This is a genomic window from Segatella maculosa DSM 19339 = JCM 15638 (genome assembly GCF_000382385.1).
In the GTDB taxonomy this organism is placed as follows: Bacteria; Bacteroidota; Bacteroidia; order Bacteroidales; family Bacteroidaceae; genus Prevotella; species Prevotella maculosa.
Genome location: NZ_KB908344.1, coordinates 1 through 23,376 on the forward strand (window position 1 = coordinate 1; position 23,376 = coordinate 23,376).

Consider the following 23,376-nt stretch of genomic DNA (forward strand, 5'->3'; position numbering starts at 1 on the left):
AAAATCCGAGAAACAAAAAGGAACGACAACGGGCGGACGGTTTTCACCAGAAAAACTGTCCGCCCGACTTGTTTTCTGTCATTTTGTTGTCTCTTTTGTCTCCGTAACGACGCCACAAGCTGCCACATACTACCAAAACAGACCGAGAATGCTGATAATGCTATAATTTTGTAATGTATTCATTAAACAAAACAGAAATGGAAGTAATTATCATTGAGAAAAAGACATTCGAGAAGATTGTATCGGATGCTCTTGCTTTGGAAAAACAAGTCAACGCGCTCTGTGCGATGAACGAAGGAAAACCAGCGAATGCTTGGCTGGACGGTGAAGACGTCTGCCGTCGGTTGCACATCTCTCCCCGTCGCCTGCAGACACTCAGAAACAGTAGGCGTCTGAACTATGCCCAAATAGGACGTAAGTTCTATTACAAGGCAAAGGATATCGAGGACTTTCTGCTAAGCTGCAAAGAAGAGACCCATAAACAAGAAAAAATATGACACCGCTATATCCACAGACAAATGAAAGAAAATGTATTGACCGAACAAGACGAACCGATATTCTCCCTGCTCCACTCTTTCGAGAATATTCATAAGGGACTATCATCTTTTTTGGGAAATTGCCGCCCGATACTCAACGGCGAGCGGTATCTCACCGACAGGGACGTATCGGCACTGCTGCGGGTCAGTCGCAGAACCCTGCAGGAGTACCGGCACAGCGGCAACCTTCCCTTTTTCCGTTTAGGCGGGAAAATCCTTTACAGGGAAAGTGACCTGCAAAAAATGCTTGGGGAACGTTGCCACAGTCTATCCGACAATTCAGGTATAAGTTCACTAAAATGATGAATATGGAAGTAATCACAATAGAAAGCGTCGCCTATCAGCAGCTGATGGGCCGCATCGAAAGCATTGTCTCTCATATTGAAAGACTGGAGGCAACCCGAAGTGTGCAAGGGATTCCCGACACCCTGCTTAACACCCGTGAAGCAGCGGAAATCCTGCATATCAGTACCCGAACCCTGCAACGCCTGCGCAGCGAGAAGCGTATCGACTTTGTCATCCTGCGCGGCAAGTATCTCTATTCCGCCCGCGAAGTCGGGCGCATCATCGATGAGGGACGTCTCAAGGGCGATCCTGCCACCATCGAGGAACTACGGCATCATTTCAACCTGCGTACAGGTAAAGTCTCACCTAAATGATTGCATATGAGGAACAGAGACTATGACACGAGACTTTTGGAAATGATGCGAGACATCTCGGAACACCTCAACAGACAGGACAAAGAATTGGAGTTGATCGTGCATAAGATTGATGAGGAACTGCACGCTTCGCATCAAGAAGAGTGTGAGCATCTGTTGGACAACCAAGACCTGTGCGACCTCCTTCACGTCAGCAAACGGACCCTGCAGCGTTACCGCACTTCGAAAATGATTCCCTATTTTCAGCTGAAGCATAAGATCTATTATAAGCTCCACGATGTGCATGACTTTATCGAAAAGTATATAAAACCGTCAGGAAGGAAACTACCGGACACAATGGAACAATTCAAAGTTAATAAGGACTTATGATGAATGATTGAATAAACAAACGATCAATGAATAAACAACAAAATAAACGTAAGTAAAAATGGCAAAGAAAACAAAAGAACAGGACGTCTTGCTCGTCCGCGACGAGAAGACGGGAGAGATCGGTGTCATCGCCGGTCTCGGCAGTGACGGAACACCCAAGCGTGTGCCTCCGGAAGTGGAACACGCTCAGGACTTTCTGAAGTTCGACCGCGGGGGCGACATCTTGGACAACTTCTTTCTCAACTTCGTCAGACAGTGCAAGGAACCCTCCCGCTTCGGCTTCTACCGCGTGGCAGCCGAGCAGGCGGACAAGCTCATCGAAGTGATGAAAGATTTGCTCAAGAATCCCGAAGGCAACCGTGAACTGCTCGCCCCGCACAAAATCGACATGACGCCTTATCATAAGGCAGTACAGGAAGAACAACAACAAAGTCAACAGCAAAATCAACAACCCACAAATCCCACAGAAGAAATGAAAGAGAAACAGGAACAGCCGCAGGCAGCACAAGGTGCCGCCGGTCAAGAGAAAATGAATGACGGCAACGGTCAGAAAAAGGAAAACACCTACAAACCCATCGACGAGAGTAAAATCAACTGGCAGGAGCTGGAAGAGAAATGGGGCATCAGACGCGATGAGCTGGAGAAGTCTGGCGACCTGAAGCGTATGCTCAACTACGGCAAGTCCGACTTGGTAAGCGTCTCCCCGAAGTTCGACGGGCAGACCTTCGAGACCGCCGCTCGCCTCGCCTTCAAGGTACAGGAAGACGGCACGGTACGCCTCGTACCGCACTTGGTGCAGACCGCCCCCAACCTCGACCTCGAATACAAGGGGCATCACTTCACCGAGGAGGATAAGCGCAACCTGAAAGAAACGGGAAACCTCGGCCGTATCGTAGACCTCGCGAACACCGATACGGGCGAACTCAAACCCTCGTTCGTGAGTATCGACCGCCAGACCCATGAGCTGATCGATATCGCCGCCAACCGGGTGCGCATGCGCGACACCATCGGCAAGACAGTGCTCTCCGAGACAGAAAAAGCCCTGCTGCTGACAGGTGCGCCCCTCAAAGGCAAGGAAATAGAGCTGGAGAACGGCCGCAAGTTTACCGTCACCCTGCAGGTGAATGTCGAGCAACGCGGCGTCGAGTTCGTTCCCGGCAGCGGGCGCAGCCCGAAAAAGCAGCAACGGCAGGACGGCAACACAACACAGGGACAGAAGGGCGAAAGTCCCAAGCAGCGCGAGAACCGCTGGACGACCGATGACGGCAAGATACGTCCCATCGGCAAGTGGAAGAACATTCAGTTCAGCGACGAACAGAAGAAGGATTACTGCCAAGGCAAAGCCGTCAAGTTGGAGAACGTGCTCGACAAGAAAGGGCAGCCCTGCACGATGTACCTCAAGTTCAACTACGATAAAGGCCGTCCTTTTACCCACAGTCAAAATCCCGACCTCGCCCAAAGCGTTGCCCCATCCAATGAAAGCCGCGTGCAGGTAGCCGTCAACAACGAGGGCAAGACCAACGAGGCGACCAAGCACATACAGCAGCCCATCGAGAAAGGACAGGTCGCCCCGAAGAACGAACAGCAGGCACAGCAGCAGAAGAATGAACCCAAGAAAGCCAAGGGCATCCGCATGTAGCCCCTGTGCCGACCACTAATATCCAATATAGTATCCATCATCAAAGAAACAACATCAACAATAAAAAGAAAACAAAATGAAGACAATCATTGCAGAAAAGCCGAGCGTCGCCCGCGAGATAGCCCGCGTGGTGGACGCCCGCAAACGGGAAGAAGGTTATTTCACGGGCAACGGCTATGCCGTGACGTGGGCATTCGGACACCTCGTGCAGCTCGCCCTGCCCGAAGCCTACGACATAAAAGGCTTTAACCGCGACGCCCTGCCTGTCATCCCCGATGCGTTCAAGCTTGTCGCCAGAGCAGAAAAGACGGAGAAAGGCAACAAACCCGACAGCGGCGTGCTCAAACAAATCGACATCATCAGGCGGCTCTTTGAAGAGAGCGAACGCATCATCGTGGCGACCGATGCCGGACGAGAGGGCGAACTCATCTTCCGCTATCTCTACCAATACATCAACTGCCACACGCCTTTCGACCGCCTGTGGATCAGCTCGCTGACCGACAAGGCCATCCGCGAGGGACTCAATAACCTGCGTAATGGAGCAGACTACGACAACCTCTACCTTGCCGCCCGCGCCCGCAGCGAAGCCGACTGGCTCGTGGGCATCAACGGCACGCAGGCGCTCAGCCTTGCCGCCGGTCGGGGCACCTACTCCGTCGGTCGTGTGCAGACGCCCACGCTGGCGATGGTCTGCACTCGCTATTGGGAAAACAGACGCTTTACGCCCGAAACCTTCTGGCAGCTTCATCTTGCCGTGAAAGACGAAGGGGAAGACGTGGTGAAGTTCACCTCCGAGGAAAAGTGGAAGGACGGCGACACGGCAAACGGCCTTTACAAGCGTATCAAGGAAACATGCAAAGAAATCCGTATCGTACAGGTAGAGCGTAAGCAGAAAACCGAAGAGCCACCCCTGCTCTACGACCTTACCACGCTGCAAAAGGAAGCCAACAGCCGCTACGGGTTCACGGCGGAACAGACGCTCGCCATCGCCCAGAAGCTCTACGAAGCCAAGCTCATCACCTATCCCCGCACGAGCAGCCGCTATATTCCCGACGACGTTTTCGAGACCATTCCCAAGCTACTCGAAAAGCTGCAACGCGACGAACAGTTGGGAAGCCATGTCAGCCGTCTGGGCACGCTCACCCATCGCAGCGTGGACGGGGGCAAGGTGACCGACCACCACGCCTTACTCACTACGGGACTGCATCCCATCGGCATCTACAAGGACGAGCTGACCGTCTACCGCATGATTGCCGCGCGAATGGTCGAAGCCTTCTCTGCACCCTGCATCAAGGAAGTCACCACCGTCAGGGCGGACGTATTGACATGCGATGGCGAGAAGTGCTGCGACACGGCGTTCACAGTTAAGGGTAGCATCATCCGTCAGACGGGCTGGCGTAGTGTCTGTGGCGAAACGGACGGCGACACAATCCTGCCCGATTGGAAAGAGGGCGACGTGCTGTCCCTTTCCGCCTGCTCCATCACAGAAGGAAAGACCAAGCCCAAACCGCTCCACACCGAGGCGACATTGTTGGCTGCTATGGAAAATCCGTGCCAACGAGAGCAGACGCGAACTTGTTCGGGTATGCCGAGTGCAGCCGGATTTCGCGGAACGCAAACGGCAGGAAAAGAGATAGAAGACGATACCCTGCGGCAGGCCATCAAGGACTGCGGCATCGGTACGCCTGCCACCCGCGCCGCCATCATCGAGACGCTGCTCAACCGCGAGTACATGACGCGTGTGAAAAAAACGCTCGTGCCCACAGAAAAAGGACTTGCGCTGTATTCCATCGTCAAGGGCATGGACATCGCCAACGTGGAGATGACGGGCAGGTGGGAGGCCGAGCTCGCACGGATAGAACGGGGCGAGAAAGCCGCCGCCGACTTCAATGCCGAGATAGAAACCTATACGCGCCGGATAACCGCCGACCTGCTCGCCTCGGAAAAGCTTTTTCGCGCCCGTGAGACAACTTTTACCTGTCCCAAATGCGGTAAAGGTAGCATGCGTTTCTACGCCAAGGTGGTCAAGTGTGACAACGAGACCTGCGCCCTGCCCGTCTTCCGGCAGGTGGCGGGCAAGCTGCTCTCCGACAAGGAAATCACCGACCTGCTCACCGAAGGGCGCACCGCCGTGCTGCACGGTTTCAAGAGCAAGCAGGGCAAATCCTTCGATGCAGTCCTTGCCTTCGACGAGGAGTTTAGAATAAAGTTCATCTTCGATGATACAAAAAATAAGTCAAAGAGTAGGAAAAACGGAAAATAATGCGTACTTTTGCCACTGTTCACAGTTCATAAAGCGTTTTCTTTCTTTAGATGACTGTTTTATTACTTTACTGTGGATTTAGTGGTTGGCACTCGGTGGGGACACCGGGTGCCTTTTGTACATATCCCGTTTCTTCTCTTTTACTTTCCATTATGGGAATGCTCCTCTTTCCCGTATCTCTTCAAGACTGTTCAAATAGGGAGTGCGATGCAAGAGCAACCGAGTCTGTCGAATTATCCTCGTGATGAGAAATATTTCTCTACACGATGAGACGAAATTATCTTCACGATGAGAAATATTTTTCATCACGAGGATAATTCGGAAGCATCAGTAGAAGAGCTATGAGAAGTGCAGTAGGAAAGCAACAGCTTTATCTATAGGGAAGCAAACGGGAACCAACTAAACAAACAGCATCATGAAACAATCAGACAATGGGCAGGAGCTGTCCTATTACGGGCTCTACCTGCGACACTATCTTCAAGAGAACAGATTTCAGCAGGCTTCGGATGCCGATTTTATCAACAGTCGTGCCGCCCTTGCTGCTGAAACGTTCGGACGGGCACGGTGCGAGGGCTATTCCGTTGACGGCGCACAGGAGCTGGCGATGGGGGCTTTGCTCGACGGGCTGCACCGCTCGGCTTATGCGCTGCTTACGGACGTGCTCGAAAACGAGTTCGAGGGCGAAGTGCCTTTGGAAGCCCGCGAGGCCATCGTCGAGGCGTTGCTGCCGCAGGTAAGGCAGCTGTGCGCGCAGAGCGAACGCACGGAGGAGAGTCTTTACACCGAAATCACGGGAATGGTCGTACTTTATCTCGAATATCATGGCATTTAACAGGAAAGCAAGACTCGCAGGCAACATCGAGGCGATACGCACCGCCTTTACTTTGGACAGAGAACATCGCGTGCCCACCGCCGAAGAACGGAAGATATTGGAGCGTTATTGCGGTTTCGGCGGATTGAAGTGCATTCTCAATCCCGCCGGCAGTCTGGCGGACGCTGCGCAGTGGACAAAATCCGACCTCGACCTCTTTGCGCCCACGGCGGAACTGCACCGGCTGATCCGCGAGAACAGCCCCGATGAACGGACATACAAGCGATACATGGACAGCCTGAAATCCTCCGTGCTTACAGCGTTCTATACGCCTACCGAGATAACGGAGACCATCAGTGGCGTACTTAAAGAAAACAGTATCGCCCCTCTTCGTGTGTTGGAACCCTCCGCCGGTCGCGGTGCGTTTGTGGATGCCTTTTTAAGGGACAACCCACAGGCGGAGGTCATGGCATTCGAGAAAGACCTGCTGACGGGCAAGGTACTCTCGCATCTTTATCCCGAACAGCGGGTGCGCATCGAAGGTTTTGAGCGGATAGAAAAGCCTTTCGAGGGATATTTCGATGTGGCAGTATCAAACGTTCCCTTCGGCGATGTTGCCGTGTTCGATGCGCAGTTCGAGAAAGGCTCGGCGGTGCGCAGGGCGGCAGCCAAGAAGATACACGATTACTTCTGCCTGAAAACACTCGATACGGTGAGAGATGGCGGCATCGTCGCGCTCCTTGTTCCGCAGGGCGTGCTGAATGCCGACAGCAACAGTGCCGTGCGCCGGTTGATGCTGATCCAAGCCGACCTGCTCTCCGCCGTGCGCATGCCCAACAACCTTTTTACTGAGAATGCAGGTACGGAGGCTGGCTGTGACCTGCTCGTCTTACAAAAACGTGTCGGCAAGAAGGAACTTTCGGAAGACGAAAAGCTGCTGGCTGAGCCTGCAAAAGACAATCGGGATAACATCCCTGCGAATGCGTATTTCCTCCGCTATCCCGACCGTATCGTACATACAGAAGAAAAGCGCTCCACCGACCTTTATGGAAAACCTGCAATGGTCTACCTGCACGAGGGAGGCGTGGAGGGTATCGCCCGTGACCTGCGTGGAATACTGTCGCAGGATATCCAAATGCGGCTGGACTTACAGCGATATGGGCAGGGAGTGAAGCCGGAAGAGAAAATACAGCGTGTATCTTTGCAAAGAACTTCTGTACAGAATGTTTTGGCTTCCCCTGTGCAGGCACAAGTTGTAGAAAGGGAAGACGCTTCTTCTGAAACTGTCAGAGAAAGTCAGCCGAAGCAGGCAAGTTCTCCCAACCCAGTGCTGACCTTGTTCGACCTTTGGGAGTTTACCGTAGCAGAACAAAAACAGGCTACAACGGGCAAGAAACAGAAAAGGGAGAAAGCAGAGAAAACGAAGACAAAGCCAAAGGCAAAAGAGAAAACGACAAAGAACAAACCCAAGGAACGAAGCCTGTTCGATGCCGCGCCGAAGAAGTCGGAGGCGAACGATCTCTATGCCGAACTCGACTGGGAAACCAATCCGCCCATCAACGGCTTTTATGAGGTGATGATGGACATGACACCCGAACAGCGGGCAAGAGCTTTACAGGAAGGTAGGCAGGATATGCAGGTGGAGAAGAGTATTGCTGTGGGAAAGGGAAATACCAAGGGAGCGGAAAAGAAGATGCCAACGGCAGCTCCTATACAAGAAATTCCTACTTTGACACCTTCAAAAGAAGAAATGCTCGTACCCCGTGCACTGACACAAAAGCTGCAACCCCATTACAAGGAAGGCACACTTGTGGAGGAGTATTCCTTGGACTATGGCAATCAGATCGGCGTACTCAAAAACCTCACACCTTACAGCGCAACCTTCTCTCCGCTCGACCTTCCTCTTCTGCTCAAAGAAAAGGCGCAGGCCTACATTCATGTCCGTGACACCTACGAAAAGTTGTATGCCTACGAAGCCGAACGGCAGGAGGAGAACGCGACACTGCGCTCGAACTTGAACACCTACTACGACGAGTTCGTCATGCGTTACGGTGTCCTCAACGCCCCGCAGAACGTGGGGTTGGTGCTCATGGATGCAGGAGGGCGCAACCTCCTTGCTATTGAACGCGAGGAAAGGGGACGGCTGGTCAAGTCGGACATCTTTGAGCATCCCGTGTCGTTCTCCGTGCTGCAGACAGAGCATACCGATAGTCCGGAGGAAGCCCTCTCACTTTCACTCAACCGCTACGGCAGCGTGGAACTCGGCTATATGCAGGAGCTGACGGGCAGCAGCGAGGAGGAACTGCTCACTGCACTCAAAGGGCGTGTCTTCTTCAATCCGCTCGTCGGCGGCTATGAAATCAAGGATCGTTTTGTAGCGGGTAATGTCATCGCCAAGATGGAGGACATCCGACAGTGGCAGCAGGAGCACACAGAGACGGACGGACGTGTGGACGAAGCCCTTGTCGCATTGGAAGAGGCCGTTCCCGAACAGATACCCTTTGCCGACCTCGACTTTAACTTCGGGGAGCGGTGGATACCCACGGGCGTGTTTGCCGCCTATATGTCCCACTTGTATGAGACGGAGGTCAAAATTGCCTACTCGCCCTCGCTCGATGAGTTCTCGGTAAGCAACACCCGTACGAACGTGAAAATCTACGAAGAATTCTGCGTCAAGGGCTACTACCGCAGCTACGACGGCATGTCGCTCTTAAAACATGCCCTGCACAACACCGTGCCCAACATGATGAAGTGCGTCGGCAAAGACGAGAACGGCAACGACATCAAGGTGCGTGATGCCGAGAAGATACAGCTGGCCAATGCCAAGATCGACGAGATAAGAAACGGTTTTACTGACTGGCTCGAAGCGCAGTCAAAGGAGTTCAAGGACAGGCTCACCGACCTCTACAACCGTAAGTTCAACTGTTTTGTACGGCCGAAGTACGACGGCTCGTACCAGACCTTCCCCGACCTCGACCTCAAGGCACTCGGCGGCAAGTACGGCATCTCTGCCGTCTACCCCAGTCAGAAGGACTGCATCTGGATGATCAAGCAGAACGGAGGCGGCATCGCCGACCACGAGGTTGGAACAGGAAAAACGCTCATCATGTGCATCGCCGCCCACGAGATGAAACGCCTCTCGCTGGCCCATAAGCCGATGATTATCGGTCTGAAGGCGAACGTGGCGGAGATAGCCGCGACATACCGGACAGCCTATCCCCAAGCCCGTATCCTCTATGCCTCCGAAAAGGATTTTTCTACGCAGAACCGTGTACGCTTTTTCAATAATATCCGCAACAACGACTACGACTGCATCATCATGAGCCACGACCAGTTCGGCAAGATACCGCAGTCGGCGGAAATACGGCAGAACATCCTGCAAGAAGAACTCGACACGGTGGAGGAAAACCTCGATGTGTTGCGCGGGCAGGGACGGAATATTTCCGTTTCGATGCTCAAAGGTTTGGAAAAACGCAAGCACAACCTGCTGGCGAGGCTCGAAAAGATAGCGCATGAAATCGACAGCCGCAAGGATGACGTGGCGGACTTCGCGCAGATGGGCATCGATCACATCTTCGTTGATGAGAGCCACCAATTCAAGAATCTGATGTTCAACACCCGACATGACCGTGTGGCAGGACTTGGCAACAGCGAGGGTAGCCAAAAAGCACTCAACCTGCTCTTTGCCATCCGCACAATACAGGAGCGGTCGGGCAAGGACTTGGGGGCGACGTTCCTTTCGGGCACGACCATCTCCAACTCGCTCACAGAACTCTATCTGCTCTTCAAGTATCTGCGTCCCAAGGAGCTCGAACGGCAGGACATCCGATGCTTCGACGCGTGGGCGGCCATTTTTGCGAAGAAGACCACGGACTTCGAGTTCTCCGTAACGAACAACATCATTCAGAAAGAGCGTTTTCGGTATTTCATCAAGGTGCCGGAGTTGGCGGCGTTCTACAACGAGATCACCGATTACCGCACGGCGGAGGATGTGGGCGTTGTCCGTCCTGACAAGCACGAGATACTGCACAACATCCCGCCCACACCCGACCAAGAAGTCTTTATCAAAAAACTCATGGAGTTTGCCAAGTCGGGCGACGCCACGATACTGGGACGTGAAAAGCTCTCGGAAACGGAGGAAAAGGCGAAAATGCTCATCGCAACAGACTACGCCAGAAAAATGGCGCTCGATATGCGCATGATCGATCCAGCCTATGGCGACCATCCCGACAACAAGGCGTCCCACTGCGCCCGGATGATTGCCGAGTATTACCAAAGATACGATGCACAGAAGGGAACGCAGTTCGTTTTCTCTGATTTGGGCACCTATCAGCCCGGGCAATGGAGCGTTTACAGCGAAATCAAGCGCAAGCTCGTGGAGGACTACGGCATCCCTGCCCATGAGATACGTTTTATACAGGAATTCAAGAATGAAAAGAGCAAGAAAGCAGTCATCGAGGCGATGAATGATGGGCGGGTGCGCGTACTCTTCGGTTCCACCTCCATGCTCGGCACGGGTGTGAACGCCCAGCAGCGTGCCGTGGCGGTGCATCATCTCGACACGCCGTGGCGACCGTCCGACCTTGCCCAGCGCGACGGACGGGCGGTGAGAAAGGGCAATGAGATAGCGCGGCTCTATGCCGACAACAAGGTGGACGTGATTATCTATGCAGTGGAAAAGTCGCTCGACAGTTACAAGTTCAACCTGCTGCATTGCAAGCAGACTTTTATCTCTCAGCTCAAAAGCGGGGCGATGGGAGCGCGTACCATCGACGAGGGGAGTATAGACGAGAAGTCGGGCATGAACTTTTCAGAATATATGGCGATTCTTTCGGGCAACACCGACCTGCTCGACAAGGCACGGCTGGAAAAGAAAGTCGCCGCTTTGGAGAGCGAACGCAAGTCGTTCAACCGTGCCAAGCACGAAACCCAGAACAGGCTCTTGGAAATGACCAACCAGTTGGCTTTCGACAGGGCGGCAAAGGAAAAGATGTCTGAGGACTGGAAGAAGTTCGAGGCTGCGGCAGGGAAAGACAAGGACGGCAACTATCTCAATGCCCTCGTGCTCAACGGTTTTCCCTCACGGGATGAGAAAGCCCTCGGTGCGAAGTTGCAGGACATTGACAAGAACGTCAATACGGGCGGTGCGCCGCAACGTATCGGCGAACTCTACGGCTTTGAGGTGAGCGTAACTACGGAGCGGGTATTGAGCGAGGGGTTGGAGCTGACACAGAACCGCTTTTCGATCAGGGGCAACTACAAGTACACGCACAATCACGGGCAGATAGCCAAGGCGGACAAGGAAGCGGCGGCAAGGAACTTTTTACGCGCGTTGGAGCATATTCCGCAGACGATTGCCCAGTACAACGCTCGTATTGAAGAACAGGAACAAAAGGTGGCGCAGATGCAGCCTATCGTGTCGAAGGAGTGGAAGAAAGAGGACGAACTCAAAGGGCTTAAATCCGAACTCGCAGCTTTGGATAGGAAGATACAGCTGGATTTGGCTCCGCCCGCACCTGATTCTGCCGAGCAGAAGGAGACGAATACGCCGTCCGAGCAGAACAAAGATGAATATAGGCAGGACAACTCGCAGAGGACGGCTTACAGACCGTCACTCTAAGTGTCTTGGATTTTAATCAATCCGATTAGGAATATAATACTTAAGGTATAAATAGACGGTATAATGAAGCGGTGAGAAGTCATATTCTCACCGCTTTTTGCTTTAGAATAAGGTATAAATGCGAAGTAGTCCTACTTTATAAAATATTTTTTGCCAAAAACATTGTTTCTTCCAAAAGAATTATTATTTTTGCAGAAGAATGAGGAACTTCAGTCCCTTAAGAACAATAACAAAAAATCATTCCGTTATGTATATAAGGTCTCATTTACTTATTCTTTTTTTCGCCTCCAGTCTTTCGCTAAGTGCTCAGGAAAGTGCTTTCAATGCCGGTGTCCGCTTGGGTGGCGGTTACAGCGTGAATAACCATGTAGATAAGATATTGGTGAGCGAGGATTATTACTCTAATTATTCGTTCGACAACAAAGGACAGTTCGTGCCAAGTGCCGAGCTGTTTTGTCTTTATCGGCAGCCGGGGAACCTATGGGGCGTGGAAGCGGGCATTGCCTATTATAACAAAACGGCGCGAGTGTGCTACGAGGATAAGAACGAGCTGAACTACACGCTCTCCACCCGTTATCACCATTTGGGACTTGCCGCTTATTTTAATCTCTATCCTTTTAAAGCAAAGAACTCTCTGCACGTATCGCTGGGCGGACGAATAGGTGCAAACCTCTCTCCAAGCAATCTAACTTATACGGGTAATCAGGAAGATGCGAAGTTCTCGGCGTTAGGTTATCCCAGCGTAAAGGAGACCGAGCGTATGCTCAAAAACAAACTCAAAGGTCGTCCCGATGCGGCATTGGGCGGCGGTATCGGTTATGACTTCCCATTCGGTATGACGCTCGACTTGCGATATCATTACAGTCTGACCAATAGCATCAAGACCGAAACGAACACCTATAATTGGGTGGAACATGATAACCACAATCAGCAGATTGAGCTGACGGTGGGCTATATGATTAATATCCGATAAGTTCTAACCAAGGACTTATCCTTACTCTCTTTCTCCTCTTTGCCAAGATTGGTATAACATTTAGGATAGATTTTTAGTACAACAATTATATATAATAAATAGGTAAGTGCCTATGGGCAATTCTACTTCAAATACCCGCCGCAATGTCATTCGCGGCATTGTTGCGTTAATCATTATCCTCATTATCTTGTTGTGTTTACGGCTCTGCAAACATGACAAGGAAGAAGTGCCGACACCTCAACCACCCCCGTCGGCTTCTACCCCGCAAGATACTATCAAACAAGATACGACAACGGTTTTTCCAAAAACGTGGCAGAAGGTTTCAAAACCAAAGAGGAAAAGAAAGGTGATTGCCGCCTCTGTTCTTCAACCTGCAAAAGAAGTAGCTGTACAGGAAAAGAAAAAAACACCCCAAGAGCAACCCAAGCAACAAGCCATTATAGAACCGGAACCTGACGATATCGTCATAGATACGGCGGAAACTATTCGCGAACCCAAACCCAAACGTGTTTTCTCACATAAGCATTATTACCAAACCCGTATCGGCATTCGTGTCGGCGTGGGTTATAGCGTTATCGGCAATTTGGGTGCTTTGGTCGAAGATGGTGCCATTCGCCCGCGCTATACGATGGAAGAAAGTGGCGCATTGGTTCCATCGATAGGCGTTTTCGCCCTTTGGCGACACGACCGACTCGGTGTGGAACTGGCCGCAGACTACACGTGGCTGTCTTCCACATTGAAGGAACACAAGCAAATCGGCAACATCGATGAGAAAACTATTTTTCGCTATCACGTCATCATGCCGCAGGTAGCTGCGCGACTCTACCTGCTGAGCGACCTTTATATGGGTGTCGGTGTGGGCATGAGCATTCCGCTCAATCCCGGCGGTATCGACTTTTCGAGCAACCGTACAGCCATGTTTGCTTCGGTAGACGAACTCACACGAGAACATTTAAGAGAAACACTTCGGGCACGCCTACACGTCATGCCCCTGCTCAAAATAGGCTACTCGTCGTTTAAGAACGGCATCGAAGCCAGCCTGCAATACGGTTACGGTTTTATGGATCTTATCAAGACGAACGAGAACCCTTACGGCTATCACAAAGCCACGAACAACAGCCATCTGCTTTTGCTGACAGTGGGCTATACCATTCCCTTAACCAAACAGAAATAACAATGAAACATTCTACACTCCATCTTACAATCATAGTTATTCCACTCTTGTGCACCGTGTCCATAACGACAAGTCAAGCACAAGTGCAGCCCCAAGTGGCAACACAATCGAAATCTGAATCCCAATCCCCCGGCGGAGTAGCAGGTTTTGTTAAATGGGTGAATGGCAACGACAACAGACCCGTACAACTAGCTGGCGCTGGCGGCTTGACCTTTATCGGTGTAGGCAAAATACAGAAAGAAGGCGAACAGCTGCTTTGGAATGTCAGCACACAAACCGGCAAGACTGAACGTGTACAGACCACGGCACGCACCGCCAACCTTACCAAGGGCACTTTTATGAACTATGCAGAGCGCGACACCTTGCCGCAACTACGCCTGTACGCTTATAGTACTTCCTCGGCAAATGGTACACGCGGGACGTTCAATGTAGGTGGGATGACCAAGGAAAAACTGCCTGTAAAGGCGCTCAAAAACGGCATGATGGAATACGTTGTCTACGACCGCGCCCTCACTGCTGCCGAACGCATGCGCGTGGAAAGTGCCCTTGCCCTTCGCCATGGCATCACGCTTGCCCATTCCTACCTTAACTCCAAAGGCGAAACTATCCGCAACTATTATCGGCTCAAAGCATACAACCATCGTGTGGCAGGTATTATCGGCGACGCCACATCTAAACTCGACCGCACCACCGGCGAGAGTAGCGAGAGCGAAGCTGTCATCAAAGTATCCGCAAAATCAATCAATGAAGGCGCAAGTTTCCTCTGGGGCGACAATGCCAAACAAATCTCTTTTGCCAATGACAAAGGCAACGGGAAATGGATGCAACGCCAATGGGCAGCCACAACGACAGGACAGCCCGCAGAGAAACTTACCTTGACTTTCGACACCCGGAGCATCCATCAACTGCAACCGCTTGACAAAGATGAGCATTACTATCTCGCCGTAGACAACAGCGGCACAGGAAAATTCCCCATCGGCCAAATTCACTACTACAAGGCACAAGATAGCCACGCCGACAGTATCGTCTTTGCAAACATCTCAGCTGATGCCGGCGAAAGCATTTTTACCTTCCGCATTGCCAAAGATTTCTTTACAACCGTTGAAATTGCACAACCCCGCTGTGCCACGGCAGAAAAAGGACAACTCAAAGTGCTTTTCACAGGTGGCACTGCTCCATATAATGTTACGATAAGCCTTGATGGAAAAGCATGCTACAGCCAATCCACAAGTGACAGCATCCTCACCATCTCCAACCTGCAACAAGGCAAATACGTCATTGCCGCCAAAGACTATACCGGTAAGACACTTTTGAATGAAATCATGATTTCCAACGCTGACATGGCCGACGTGCCCGAACTGCAGGACGTACACTTCTCCCAAGGTGCATCACGCGATTACCGTCTTGACACCAAAAGCGATTACATCTGCCGATGGAAAAGTCCGAAGGGTAGATACCTAAGCGGAGAAAGCGTGACGCTTGATGAGGACGGACAGTACATCCTCGAACTAACCAACAATGATGGTTGTTCCACCACTCGCACGCTAAATGTATCGACAATGGCAGGTGACGGTTTTGCTCGCCACAGTGTTTCTCCCAATCCCACGATAGATGGTAATGTCGATGTACGTGTGGAAATGTCCAAATCCCTCCCTCTTGAACTACGGCTTTATTCACCCGACGGTGCATTGCTGCAAAAGGAGACACATCTTTCAGACACTTATCATGCCACCCGCTGCTATCTCCCGATGAGCGGGGTATATGTACTTGAAATGAATAGTGGTAACAGCAGAAAGACCATCAAACTCATTAGAAACTAAGAGGGATAGAGGATTTTTATAAGAACAATAAAGTAAATGGTTTCCATCAAACGGAATAGACATAAAAATGAGGTTATGAACAAGTCGGTATGTTTTTCAGCAGTCATTTTAAGTACGTTTCTGTTGTTTGTTTCTTGTAAGGACAACAGAAGAACTTCGTATATCAGCAATAGGCAAGAAAACAAGGAACTTCCTGTTTCAGACTCCATTGGTCAGAAGACTGGCAAAGATAGTGTGTCTTTACCTGCTAAGAAGTATGCCCATGCGGCAACGGACACAAAAGAAATAGGAAGAGAAAAGGGAACAAGAACAAATAAAAGAAACCATGTATCCAAGCGTTTACAAGATTTTCGCAAACGAACGGTGAGCAAATACTTCGCCGGTACCCTTGCCGATTCTTTGTCTGTAGGTCGTGCAGAACTCAAAGTGCCGCGTGGCAGTATGGAGCGTGCCAAGATTTTGAGCATTACACCGCTTTGCAAGGGCGAGCTGGCCCATTTGCCCGCAGGCATGGTCAACGTAACGGCAGACAGGAGTAATCCTACCGTTGCAGCCCACTCGAAAGACAGCATCGCCGGCTACCGTTTCCTGCCGCACGGCGAGCACTTCGTCCATTCGCCCGCAAGCATCACTGTGCCTTACGATAGCACCCTTATCCCGCAAGGCTATACTGCCGAAGACATACACACCTACTACTACGACGAATTAAAAGCCCAATGGGTAATGTTGCGGCATAAGGTTTTGGATAAAGACCGAGAGCTAGTTGTGGCCGAGACCTCGCACTTTACCGACGTCATCAATGGTATCATCAAAGTGCCTGAGAATCCCGAGACGCAGAACTACGTACCCACGGGCATCAGCGAGCTTAAAGCAGCCGACCCGGGCGCAGGTATTCAGCAGATAGAAGCGCCCACCGCCAACCAGAACGGCACGGCAGCCCTGTCCTATCCCTTCGAGGCCCCCAAGGGCAGAGCAGGCATCGCCGCTTCCGCCGGACTGCAATACAGCAGCGACGGCAGTTCGAGCTATGTGGGCTACGGGTGGAGCCTGCCCGTGCAGAGCATCGACATCGAAACCCGATGGGGCGTACCTCGCTTTGATGCCAATAATGAAAGCGAGTCTTATCTATTAATGGGCGAGCAACTCAATGATCGTATTTACCGCCGTACGGAGAACCTTTCTCGTACCGCTGAGAAACGCTTCTACCCGATGGTCGAAGGCAGTTTCAATAAGATTATCCGTCATGGCGATTCGCCGAAAAACTATTGGTGGGAGGTAACAAGCAAAGATGGTACTGTTTACAGCTATGGCGGTTACAACGGGCAAGTGGACGATGAGAGTTCCCTGACCGACGGCAATGGCAATCGCATCAAATGGGCGCTGAAACGTGTAACCGATGTGCATGGCAACTTTGCTGCCTATCATTATACCAAAAATGGTAATAACCTTTATCCTCAAAAGTACACTTATACAGGTTTCGGAACACAGGAAGGACTTTACAGCATCGAATTCGACATCGATCAGACAGGCAATAACCGGAAAGATGTAGTCAGCAACGGGCGCCTGGGCATCATGCAAACCGACCGTGCCCTGCTTCGCAAGGTCAGCATCAAGAATAACGGGGAACTGCTTCGCTCCTATACTCCTCACTATGAAGAAGGGGCATTCGGCAAGACGTTGCTTGTAAGTGTTGATCAGAATAACAGTAAGGGTGTGAAAGTAGCCACTCAGACTTTCGACTATTACAATGACATAAGCAAGGGAATGTTCTCCGACAAGGCAGAGCCCTGGTCGGCACAGGGAAACGATCACGAGTCCCTGCTCGACCACTCCGTTCGTGGCTGCAACGATAATCTCAGCATGCTCGGCGGCGGCTATTCCAAAGGTAGGACTACCGGTTTCGGAACGATGTTCGGCTTCGGCATTACCGTGGGTACTGTCAATGTCGGACCTTCTTATACCCACAGTAGTAATACGAGCATGGGTAAGGTGGCTTTTGTCGATATAGACGGCGACGGTCTGCCCGACAAACTTTTCAATATGGGCAGCAGACTCTATTACCGCAAGAACATGAATGCCGATCCGGCAAGCCGGACGTTCGGCGATAAAATTCTCATCAAGGGAGTCAGTTCTTTTTCCAACGGTGTGAGCACCAGCAACTCCCTCAATGTCGATGCCGCAGTGGAAGTAGGCCTTTCTAAAAAACTCGGTGCATCGGTCGGTATTTCCTACACCCATTCGAAGGATCAGGACAAGACAAGTACCTACCTTTACGATTTCAACAGCGACGGCCTTACGGACATTGCCGTCAATGGTAAGGTCTTTTTCAACCATATCGTGGACGGAAAGCCTGTATTTACTCCTGCCAGCGGTACAACAGCCAATCCGATCATAGGAGAAGGATCGCCCATCGACAACCGGTTTATTCCCGATTACAAGGCTATCCGCGACTCTTTGGAGAATGAATATCCCCTGAATGATGCCGTACGCATGTGGAGGGCTCCTTATACGGGAACAATCAGCATACACAGCGAGATTGAAAAACTCAACGCTGACGGCGACGGTATCATTTACAGTATCCAACACGAGAATGGCGGTTTCATGGTGCGCGACTCGCTCCTGAGTACCGGTAAACGTATCAATGACCTTACCCGCCATGTGAATGCGGGCGAGAGAATCTTCTTCCGCCTTCAATCCCGGTATGACGGCGATAAGGACAAGGTTCTATGGCATCCCGCCATTCACTATACCGCTCTTCCATCGACAGCCGACACCTATTTGTCGGAGAACCTGAAAGTTTATGACAGCAAGGCCGATTTCATCGAGGGAGAATCCGACGTGGCATTTTTCAACCGTTCGGGTAAAGTTAAGCTCCACGCACCTTATCACAAGGGGCTGACCGCAGACGATGTTATTCTCAAGGTACTCAAATCAGACGTGCATGGAGAGTCTGTGTTAAAGACCATCGCTCTTCCGGCCGATACCATTGTCGATGACGCTTATAACTACACAGCCGATGTGGAAGAGAAAGATTCCGTTTCTCTATCCTTCGAGATTGCCACCACCTCTCCCATAGATTGGACACAAGTAAGCTGGGCACCGTATTATACTTATGAAGGCGACAATGATTCCGTACGCCTCGTGGCTTCAAGACGAATGTTCAATAAGCCCATAGCCATTGCGGCAGCCCGAACGCTCAAAGCGGAAACGGTTGTGAAGAATAACAAATACGGGCCTGCACTCGCAGTTGTCCCGACATTCGTCGTTACCCGTCAGGACGCCGGAAACGACAAGGATATGGCTACGGTTTATCTGACCATCCACGACCAATCCGGGCTTCCTGTCTTGCATCATACCTGCCGCCTGAATAAATCCGACACGCTCCGGGCAGATACGATCATGGTCAAAGACTCTACGGTTATTTCCCGGCTCGGCTCAGGAAAGATGACGGCAACTTTCTCTATTGAGAATGAATTGGCCGGTGTTTCGGAGGCGAAAGTCAGTTTCCTGCGCGATTCCCTTTCTTATCAGTCCGGCACGACGACGGTTATAGGGCATAAGACCGTGCTTGTCGATACCCTGAAAGCCTGCGTATTCTCTGATTTCAATACCGCCGACTACGGTCGCCTCTACCGTGGCTGGGGGCAGTTCGCCTATAACGGGAACAAGCAGTATGCCTCTCAGCCCATTGATGTATCTGCACTGAAAATCGACAGAGACAAGTATAAGTCCATTGCCGAACATTACCATTCGACACATGATGGCAATCAACTTTCCTCAAGCATGACACCCGCTAATCAGCAGCGTTTCCTTGTCATGGGGTATAATACCGGAAAAAAGATGTATGTCGGAGGTTCCGAAGATGTGTTTATCAGTCCGGACACCGTAAGCAGCTCGCGTATTGGAGAGAGTGTCATTCGTATCGACAGTGTAAACTACGCCCAAAGTGCGGAGGAACTGTCCGCACCGGTACTGATCAGCGAATCTAAAAGCGACGGCTATGGGGTCAGCGGAGGCATCGCCTATGCAGGGCTCAGCGGAAGTGCAAGCAGCCAGACCTCTTACAGTAAGGTTGCCGTGATGGATATTAACGGCGATGGCTATCCCGACTGGCTGAACAATGATAATGGGAATATCGGAGCCCAGTACACCAAGGCTACCGGTGCATTAGGCGATGAGCGTCTTCGGTTAGACGCAGGACGGCCGAAATTCAAGGCAAGCTCATCCACCATCGGTGCCAGCGGAAGTCTCTCCAAGCAAGGCTCCGCAAAAAATGCCCTTGCCATCAGCATCTGTCCCAAACCGAAAGAAGACCAGAACCCGGGCGGAGGAGATGCCAATGGTGGAAATGCTTCTCACGGGAATCTGATTTCCAGTGTCTCTGTGAGTGCCAGCGGTAACTTTACCTCCGGAGACTCTCATACAAAGAGGGACTGGACGGATTTGAACGGCGACGGGCTTCCCGACATGCTGGATGGAGACAAAGTCCGGTATGGTCTCGGATATGGATTTACCGGGGAATCAAATAGTGGCGTTCCCGCACTCGAATCATCGGAAAACAGTACTTGGGGTGCAGGCTTGGGTACCTCCATCGGTATCCTCGGTAATGCGGATATTTCTTTTGGTGTCAATGGAACGAGAACCACGACCAAGCACAACACTTCTTTCGTCGATGTCAATGGCGACGGACTACCTGATATGCTTGCCCGGGATGGCGATCGTTTTACCATTGCCATCAATACCGGAACAGGTTTTGTAGCCAATGCAGGGAGCCAAAAGGGAGCTATCAACCAATCATTGGCAACGTCCGTATCTGCATATGGAAACATAGCGGTTTCCATACCCATTCATATCTTTTTCCTCAAATTCAGGCTGACAACGAAAGTAACACGCTCGACTTCGAGCGGTGTCAGCTGTACCGAAGCTTCATTACAGGACATCGACGGCGACGGCCGTCCCGACCTCATCGTCTCTGACGGTACCAACCGTCTTGCCGTATACCGTAACCTTACCGGACGCACGAACATGCTTAAAAGCGTAACACTGCCTTTCGGCGGACACATCAATATCGGTTACGAGCAAACCAATCCGAGCTATGAGCACCCGGGTCGCAAATGGGTGATGTCGAGTGTAGAAACAACAGGAGGTTACAGGGAAAACGGTGCTACAAGAATCAAGAATACTTTTGAATATACAGGAGGCTATCGTGATAGAAAAGAACGCGATTTCTACGGTTTCCGAACTGTCCGTACCAACCAACTGAACACGGAAGATAACGATAAGCTCTACCGCTATTCCGTTCAGACCTTTGCGCTGAACCGAGGCTATTACACGCACAACCTTGTTACCGATGAGTATCTGTATGATGCGGACGGCAAGAAATTACAGGGTTCCATCTATAAATATGACTTAAAGAAACAAGCCGACCCAAGCGTTATCTTCCCGGCTCTTGCCGCTTTGGTGCAAAGCAACTATGATGAGCAAAGCGGAGACAGTCTGAGCACGCGTGTGGAAAACACTTATGATGCTTACGGCAACCTCGCCTCTTACAAGGAAACGGCAACGAACTATGAGCTGGATGCCGATATTGCCTATCATGACTTGCAGGCGAAATATATCGTCTCCGTACCCAAGCACATCGCCGTAAAGGATAAAGGAGGAAAAGTTTACCGCGAACGTTCCACGCAAATCAATGGTAATGGTGATATCACCAGCATCACGATGCACAACGGCACAAAACCGTCGGTCTACGATATGACCTACGATGCCTATGGTAATCTTGCAAGTCTCACCAAGCCCGAGAACCATAAGGGACAGCGCATGCGCTACGACTACACTTATGACGATGTGCTACACATGCTCGTTACGAACGTAAAAGACGCCTACGGTTACACCTCTTCCACCGTCTACGACTACAAGTGGGCAGTGCCCTTAGAGACTTCCGATCTCAACGGCAACAAAATGCGCTATACCTACGACGACATGGGACGCCCAAGCACGATTCTCGGCCCGAAAGAGATTGCCGCAGGCAAGCCCTATACTATTAAGTTCGAATATCACCCTACCGGTCGTTATGCCCGCACGGTGCATTATGCACCTGAGGGCGACATCGAGACCTATACCTTTGCCGACAGCCTGATGCGTGCCGTGCAGACCAAGCAGACGGGTGTGGTGTGGACAGGCGGAAGCAATCAAAAGGTGTCTATTGTCAGCGGACGCGCCGTTGTCGATGCTTTCGGTCGCGCCGTAAAGGCGTTCTATCCCACCACGGAGAGCTACGGCAGCATCGGTACGTACAACACCACCACGGGCGACCCACAGGCAACCACCGAATACGACGTCTACGACCGCACGACAAAGGTTGCGCTGCCCGATGGGGCAACCACCACGACGGCATACAGCATCGTTTCCCATGACGGTGAGCCGATGCTTGAAACAAGGGTGACCGATGCGCTCGGACGCCATGCCGAGAGCTATACCGACGAGAAAGGACGCAACCGCGAGACGGTGCAGCATGCTTCGGGTGATAATATCACCGTGAAGTACGACTATGATGTCGTGGGACAAGTAACCACCGTTCATCATCCCAACGACAAGACCACCACGTATGAATATGACCTCTTGGGACATAAGCTCAAGGTAAACCACCCCGATGCAGGAGAAGTGAGCTACACTTACGATGCGGCAGGCAATCTCTTAACGAAGCTAACCGCGGAACTCAAAAAGACGATTTCGGACAAGGCACCCATCACTTACACCTACGATTACGAACGGTTGAGCGAAGTGCTCTACCCTAAGAACCTTTTCAACCGTGTTACCTACACCTACGGAAAGCCGGGCGAGAAATACAACCGTGCGGGCAGACTCGTGCTCGTGGAAGATGCTTCGGGTGGCGAGGCGTATTATTACGGCAACCAAGGCGAGGTTGTAAAAACCGTTCGCTCGGTGATGGTCAGCACCGCCGACGTGCGTACCTACATCTATGGTGCCACCTACGACAGCTGGAACCGTGTGCGCACCATGACTTATCCCGACGGAGAGGTCGTGACCTATGCCTATAATGCCGCAGGACAAATTGCGAGTGTCAAGTCCAACAAACAAGGGAAGGAAGAGACTATCGTTGAAAAGGTGGGTTATGACAAGGACGGACACACCGTCTACACCAAGTTGGGTAACGGCACGGAGACCACCTACACCTACGACAAACGCCGTGAACGCTTGCAAGAGATGAACCTCACGGCGGCGGGAACATCCATCATGCACAACAAATATCAGTATGATGCGGTGGATAATATCTTGGGAATCACCAATGCCGTAGACCCGACACGGGGCAATACTAATGGCGATAAAAAGCTTGGTGGCGCATTCAAGCACAGCTATGCTTACGACGATTTAAACCGTTTGGTATATGCCAGTGGTAAGGCCAAGCAGGCAAGTTACAGCATGCAGATGACTTTTGGGCGCATGAGTGAACCGCTTACCAAGATACAGAAAGTAGATTCTACAAAGACG

General features: G+C 51.4%; 12 protein-coding genes. All 12 read left to right on the forward strand.

What is annotated here, in order from left to right:
* Window positions 1–197 precede the first annotated feature (197 nt).
* Window positions 198–497 (forward strand): helix-turn-helix domain-containing protein, encoded by a 300-nt coding sequence (locus H164_RS0112960; RefSeq protein ID WP_019969019.1) that lies wholly within the window; start codon window positions 198–200, stop codon window positions 495–497.
* A gap of 21 nt (window positions 498–518) precedes the next feature.
* Window positions 519–839: a helix-turn-helix domain-containing protein gene (locus H164_RS15300; RefSeq protein ID WP_081622299.1), complete on the forward strand. Its 321-nt coding sequence runs from the start codon at window positions 519–521 to the stop codon at window positions 837–839.
* The gene (locus H164_RS0112965) at window positions 836–1,195 is read left to right on the forward strand and encodes a helix-turn-helix domain-containing protein (protein ID WP_019969020.1); all 360 of its coding nucleotides are present in this window, start codon (window positions 836–838) and stop codon (window positions 1,193–1,195) included. The genes H164_RS15300 and H164_RS0112965 overlap by 4 nt, the downstream gene beginning before the upstream one ends.
* A 6-nt stretch (window positions 1,196–1,201) precedes the next feature.
* Window positions 1,202–1,564: a helix-turn-helix domain-containing protein gene (locus H164_RS0112970; RefSeq protein ID WP_025830410.1), complete on the forward strand. Its 363-nt coding sequence runs from the start codon at window positions 1,202–1,204 to the stop codon at window positions 1,562–1,564.
* A gap of 58 nt (window positions 1,565–1,622) precedes the next feature.
* Window positions 1,623–3,203 (forward strand): DUF4099 domain-containing protein, encoded by a 1,581-nt coding sequence (locus H164_RS0112975; protein WP_019969022.1) that lies wholly within the window; start codon window positions 1,623–1,625, stop codon window positions 3,201–3,203.
* 76 nt (window positions 3,204–3,279) lie between these two features.
* Window positions 3,280–5,466 carry a type IA DNA topoisomerase gene (locus H164_RS0112980; protein WP_019969023.1) on the forward strand — a complete coding sequence of 729 codons (2,187 nt, stop codon included), beginning with the start codon at window positions 3,280–3,282 and terminating at the stop codon, window positions 5,464–5,466.
* Between the two features lie 415 nt (window positions 5,467–5,881).
* The gene (locus H164_RS0112985; protein ID WP_019969024.1) at window positions 5,882–6,298 is read left to right on the forward strand and encodes a DUF1896 family protein; all 417 of its coding nucleotides are present in this window, start codon (window positions 5,882–5,884) and stop codon (window positions 6,296–6,298) included.
* Entirely contained in the window at window positions 6,288–11,897 is a 5,610-nt protein-coding gene (locus tag H164_RS14725) for an N-6 DNA methylase (RefSeq protein WP_019969025.1), read from the forward strand. Before H164_RS0112985 ends, H164_RS14725 begins: the two co-directional genes overlap by 11 nt.
* A gap of 247 nt (window positions 11,898–12,144) precedes the next feature.
* Window positions 12,145–12,870, forward strand: coding sequence for a porin family protein (locus tag H164_RS0112995; protein WP_025830386.1), 726 nt, complete (start codon window positions 12,145–12,147; stop codon window positions 12,868–12,870).
* 112 nt (window positions 12,871–12,982) lie between these two features.
* Window positions 12,983–14,044: a hypothetical protein gene (locus tag H164_RS0113000; RefSeq protein WP_019969027.1), complete on the forward strand. Its 1,062-nt coding sequence runs from the start codon at window positions 12,983–12,985 to the stop codon at window positions 14,042–14,044.
* 2 nt (window positions 14,045–14,046) lie between these two features.
* Complete coding sequence (locus H164_RS0113005) at window positions 14,047–15,864, forward strand: T9SS type A sorting domain-containing protein (RefSeq protein WP_051082198.1); 1,818 nt, start codon at window positions 14,047–14,049, stop codon at window positions 15,862–15,864.
* Between the two features lie 75 nt (window positions 15,865–15,939).
* The coding region (locus H164_RS0113010) for a SpvB/TcaC N-terminal domain-containing protein (RefSeq protein ID WP_081622300.1) at window positions 15,940–23,376 on the forward strand (7,437 nt) is incomplete at its 3' end.

Coding starts and splice junctions, on each gene's coding strand:
- H164_RS0112965 (WP_019969020.1), top strand. CDS start 836: ATGATGAATATGGAAGTAATCACAATAGAAAGCGTCGCCTATCAGCAG.
- H164_RS0112985 (WP_019969024.1), top strand. CDS start 5,882: ATGAAACAATCAGACAATGGGCAGGAGCTGTCCTATTACGGGCTCTAC.
- H164_RS15300 (WP_081622299.1), top strand. CDS start 519: ATGAAAGAAAATGTATTGACCGAACAAGACGAACCGATATTCTCCCTG.
- H164_RS0112970 (WP_025830410.1), top strand. CDS start 1,202: ATGAGGAACAGAGACTATGACACGAGACTTTTGGAAATGATGCGAGAC.
- H164_RS0112995 (WP_025830386.1), top strand. CDS start 12,145: ATGTATATAAGGTCTCATTTACTTATTCTTTTTTTCGCCTCCAGTCTT.
- H164_RS0113005 (WP_051082198.1), top strand. CDS start 14,047: ATGAAACATTCTACACTCCATCTTACAATCATAGTTATTCCACTCTTG.
- H164_RS0112975 (WP_019969022.1), top strand. CDS start 1,623: ATGGCAAAGAAAACAAAAGAACAGGACGTCTTGCTCGTCCGCGACGAG.
- H164_RS14725 (WP_019969025.1), top strand. CDS start 6,288: ATGGCATTTAACAGGAAAGCAAGACTCGCAGGCAACATCGAGGCGATA.
- H164_RS0112980 (WP_019969023.1), top strand. CDS start 3,280: ATGAAGACAATCATTGCAGAAAAGCCGAGCGTCGCCCGCGAGATAGCC.
- H164_RS0112960 (WP_019969019.1), top strand. CDS start 198: ATGGAAGTAATTATCATTGAGAAAAAGACATTCGAGAAGATTGTATCG.
- H164_RS0113000 (WP_019969027.1), top strand. CDS start 12,983: ATGGGCAATTCTACTTCAAATACCCGCCGCAATGTCATTCGCGGCATT.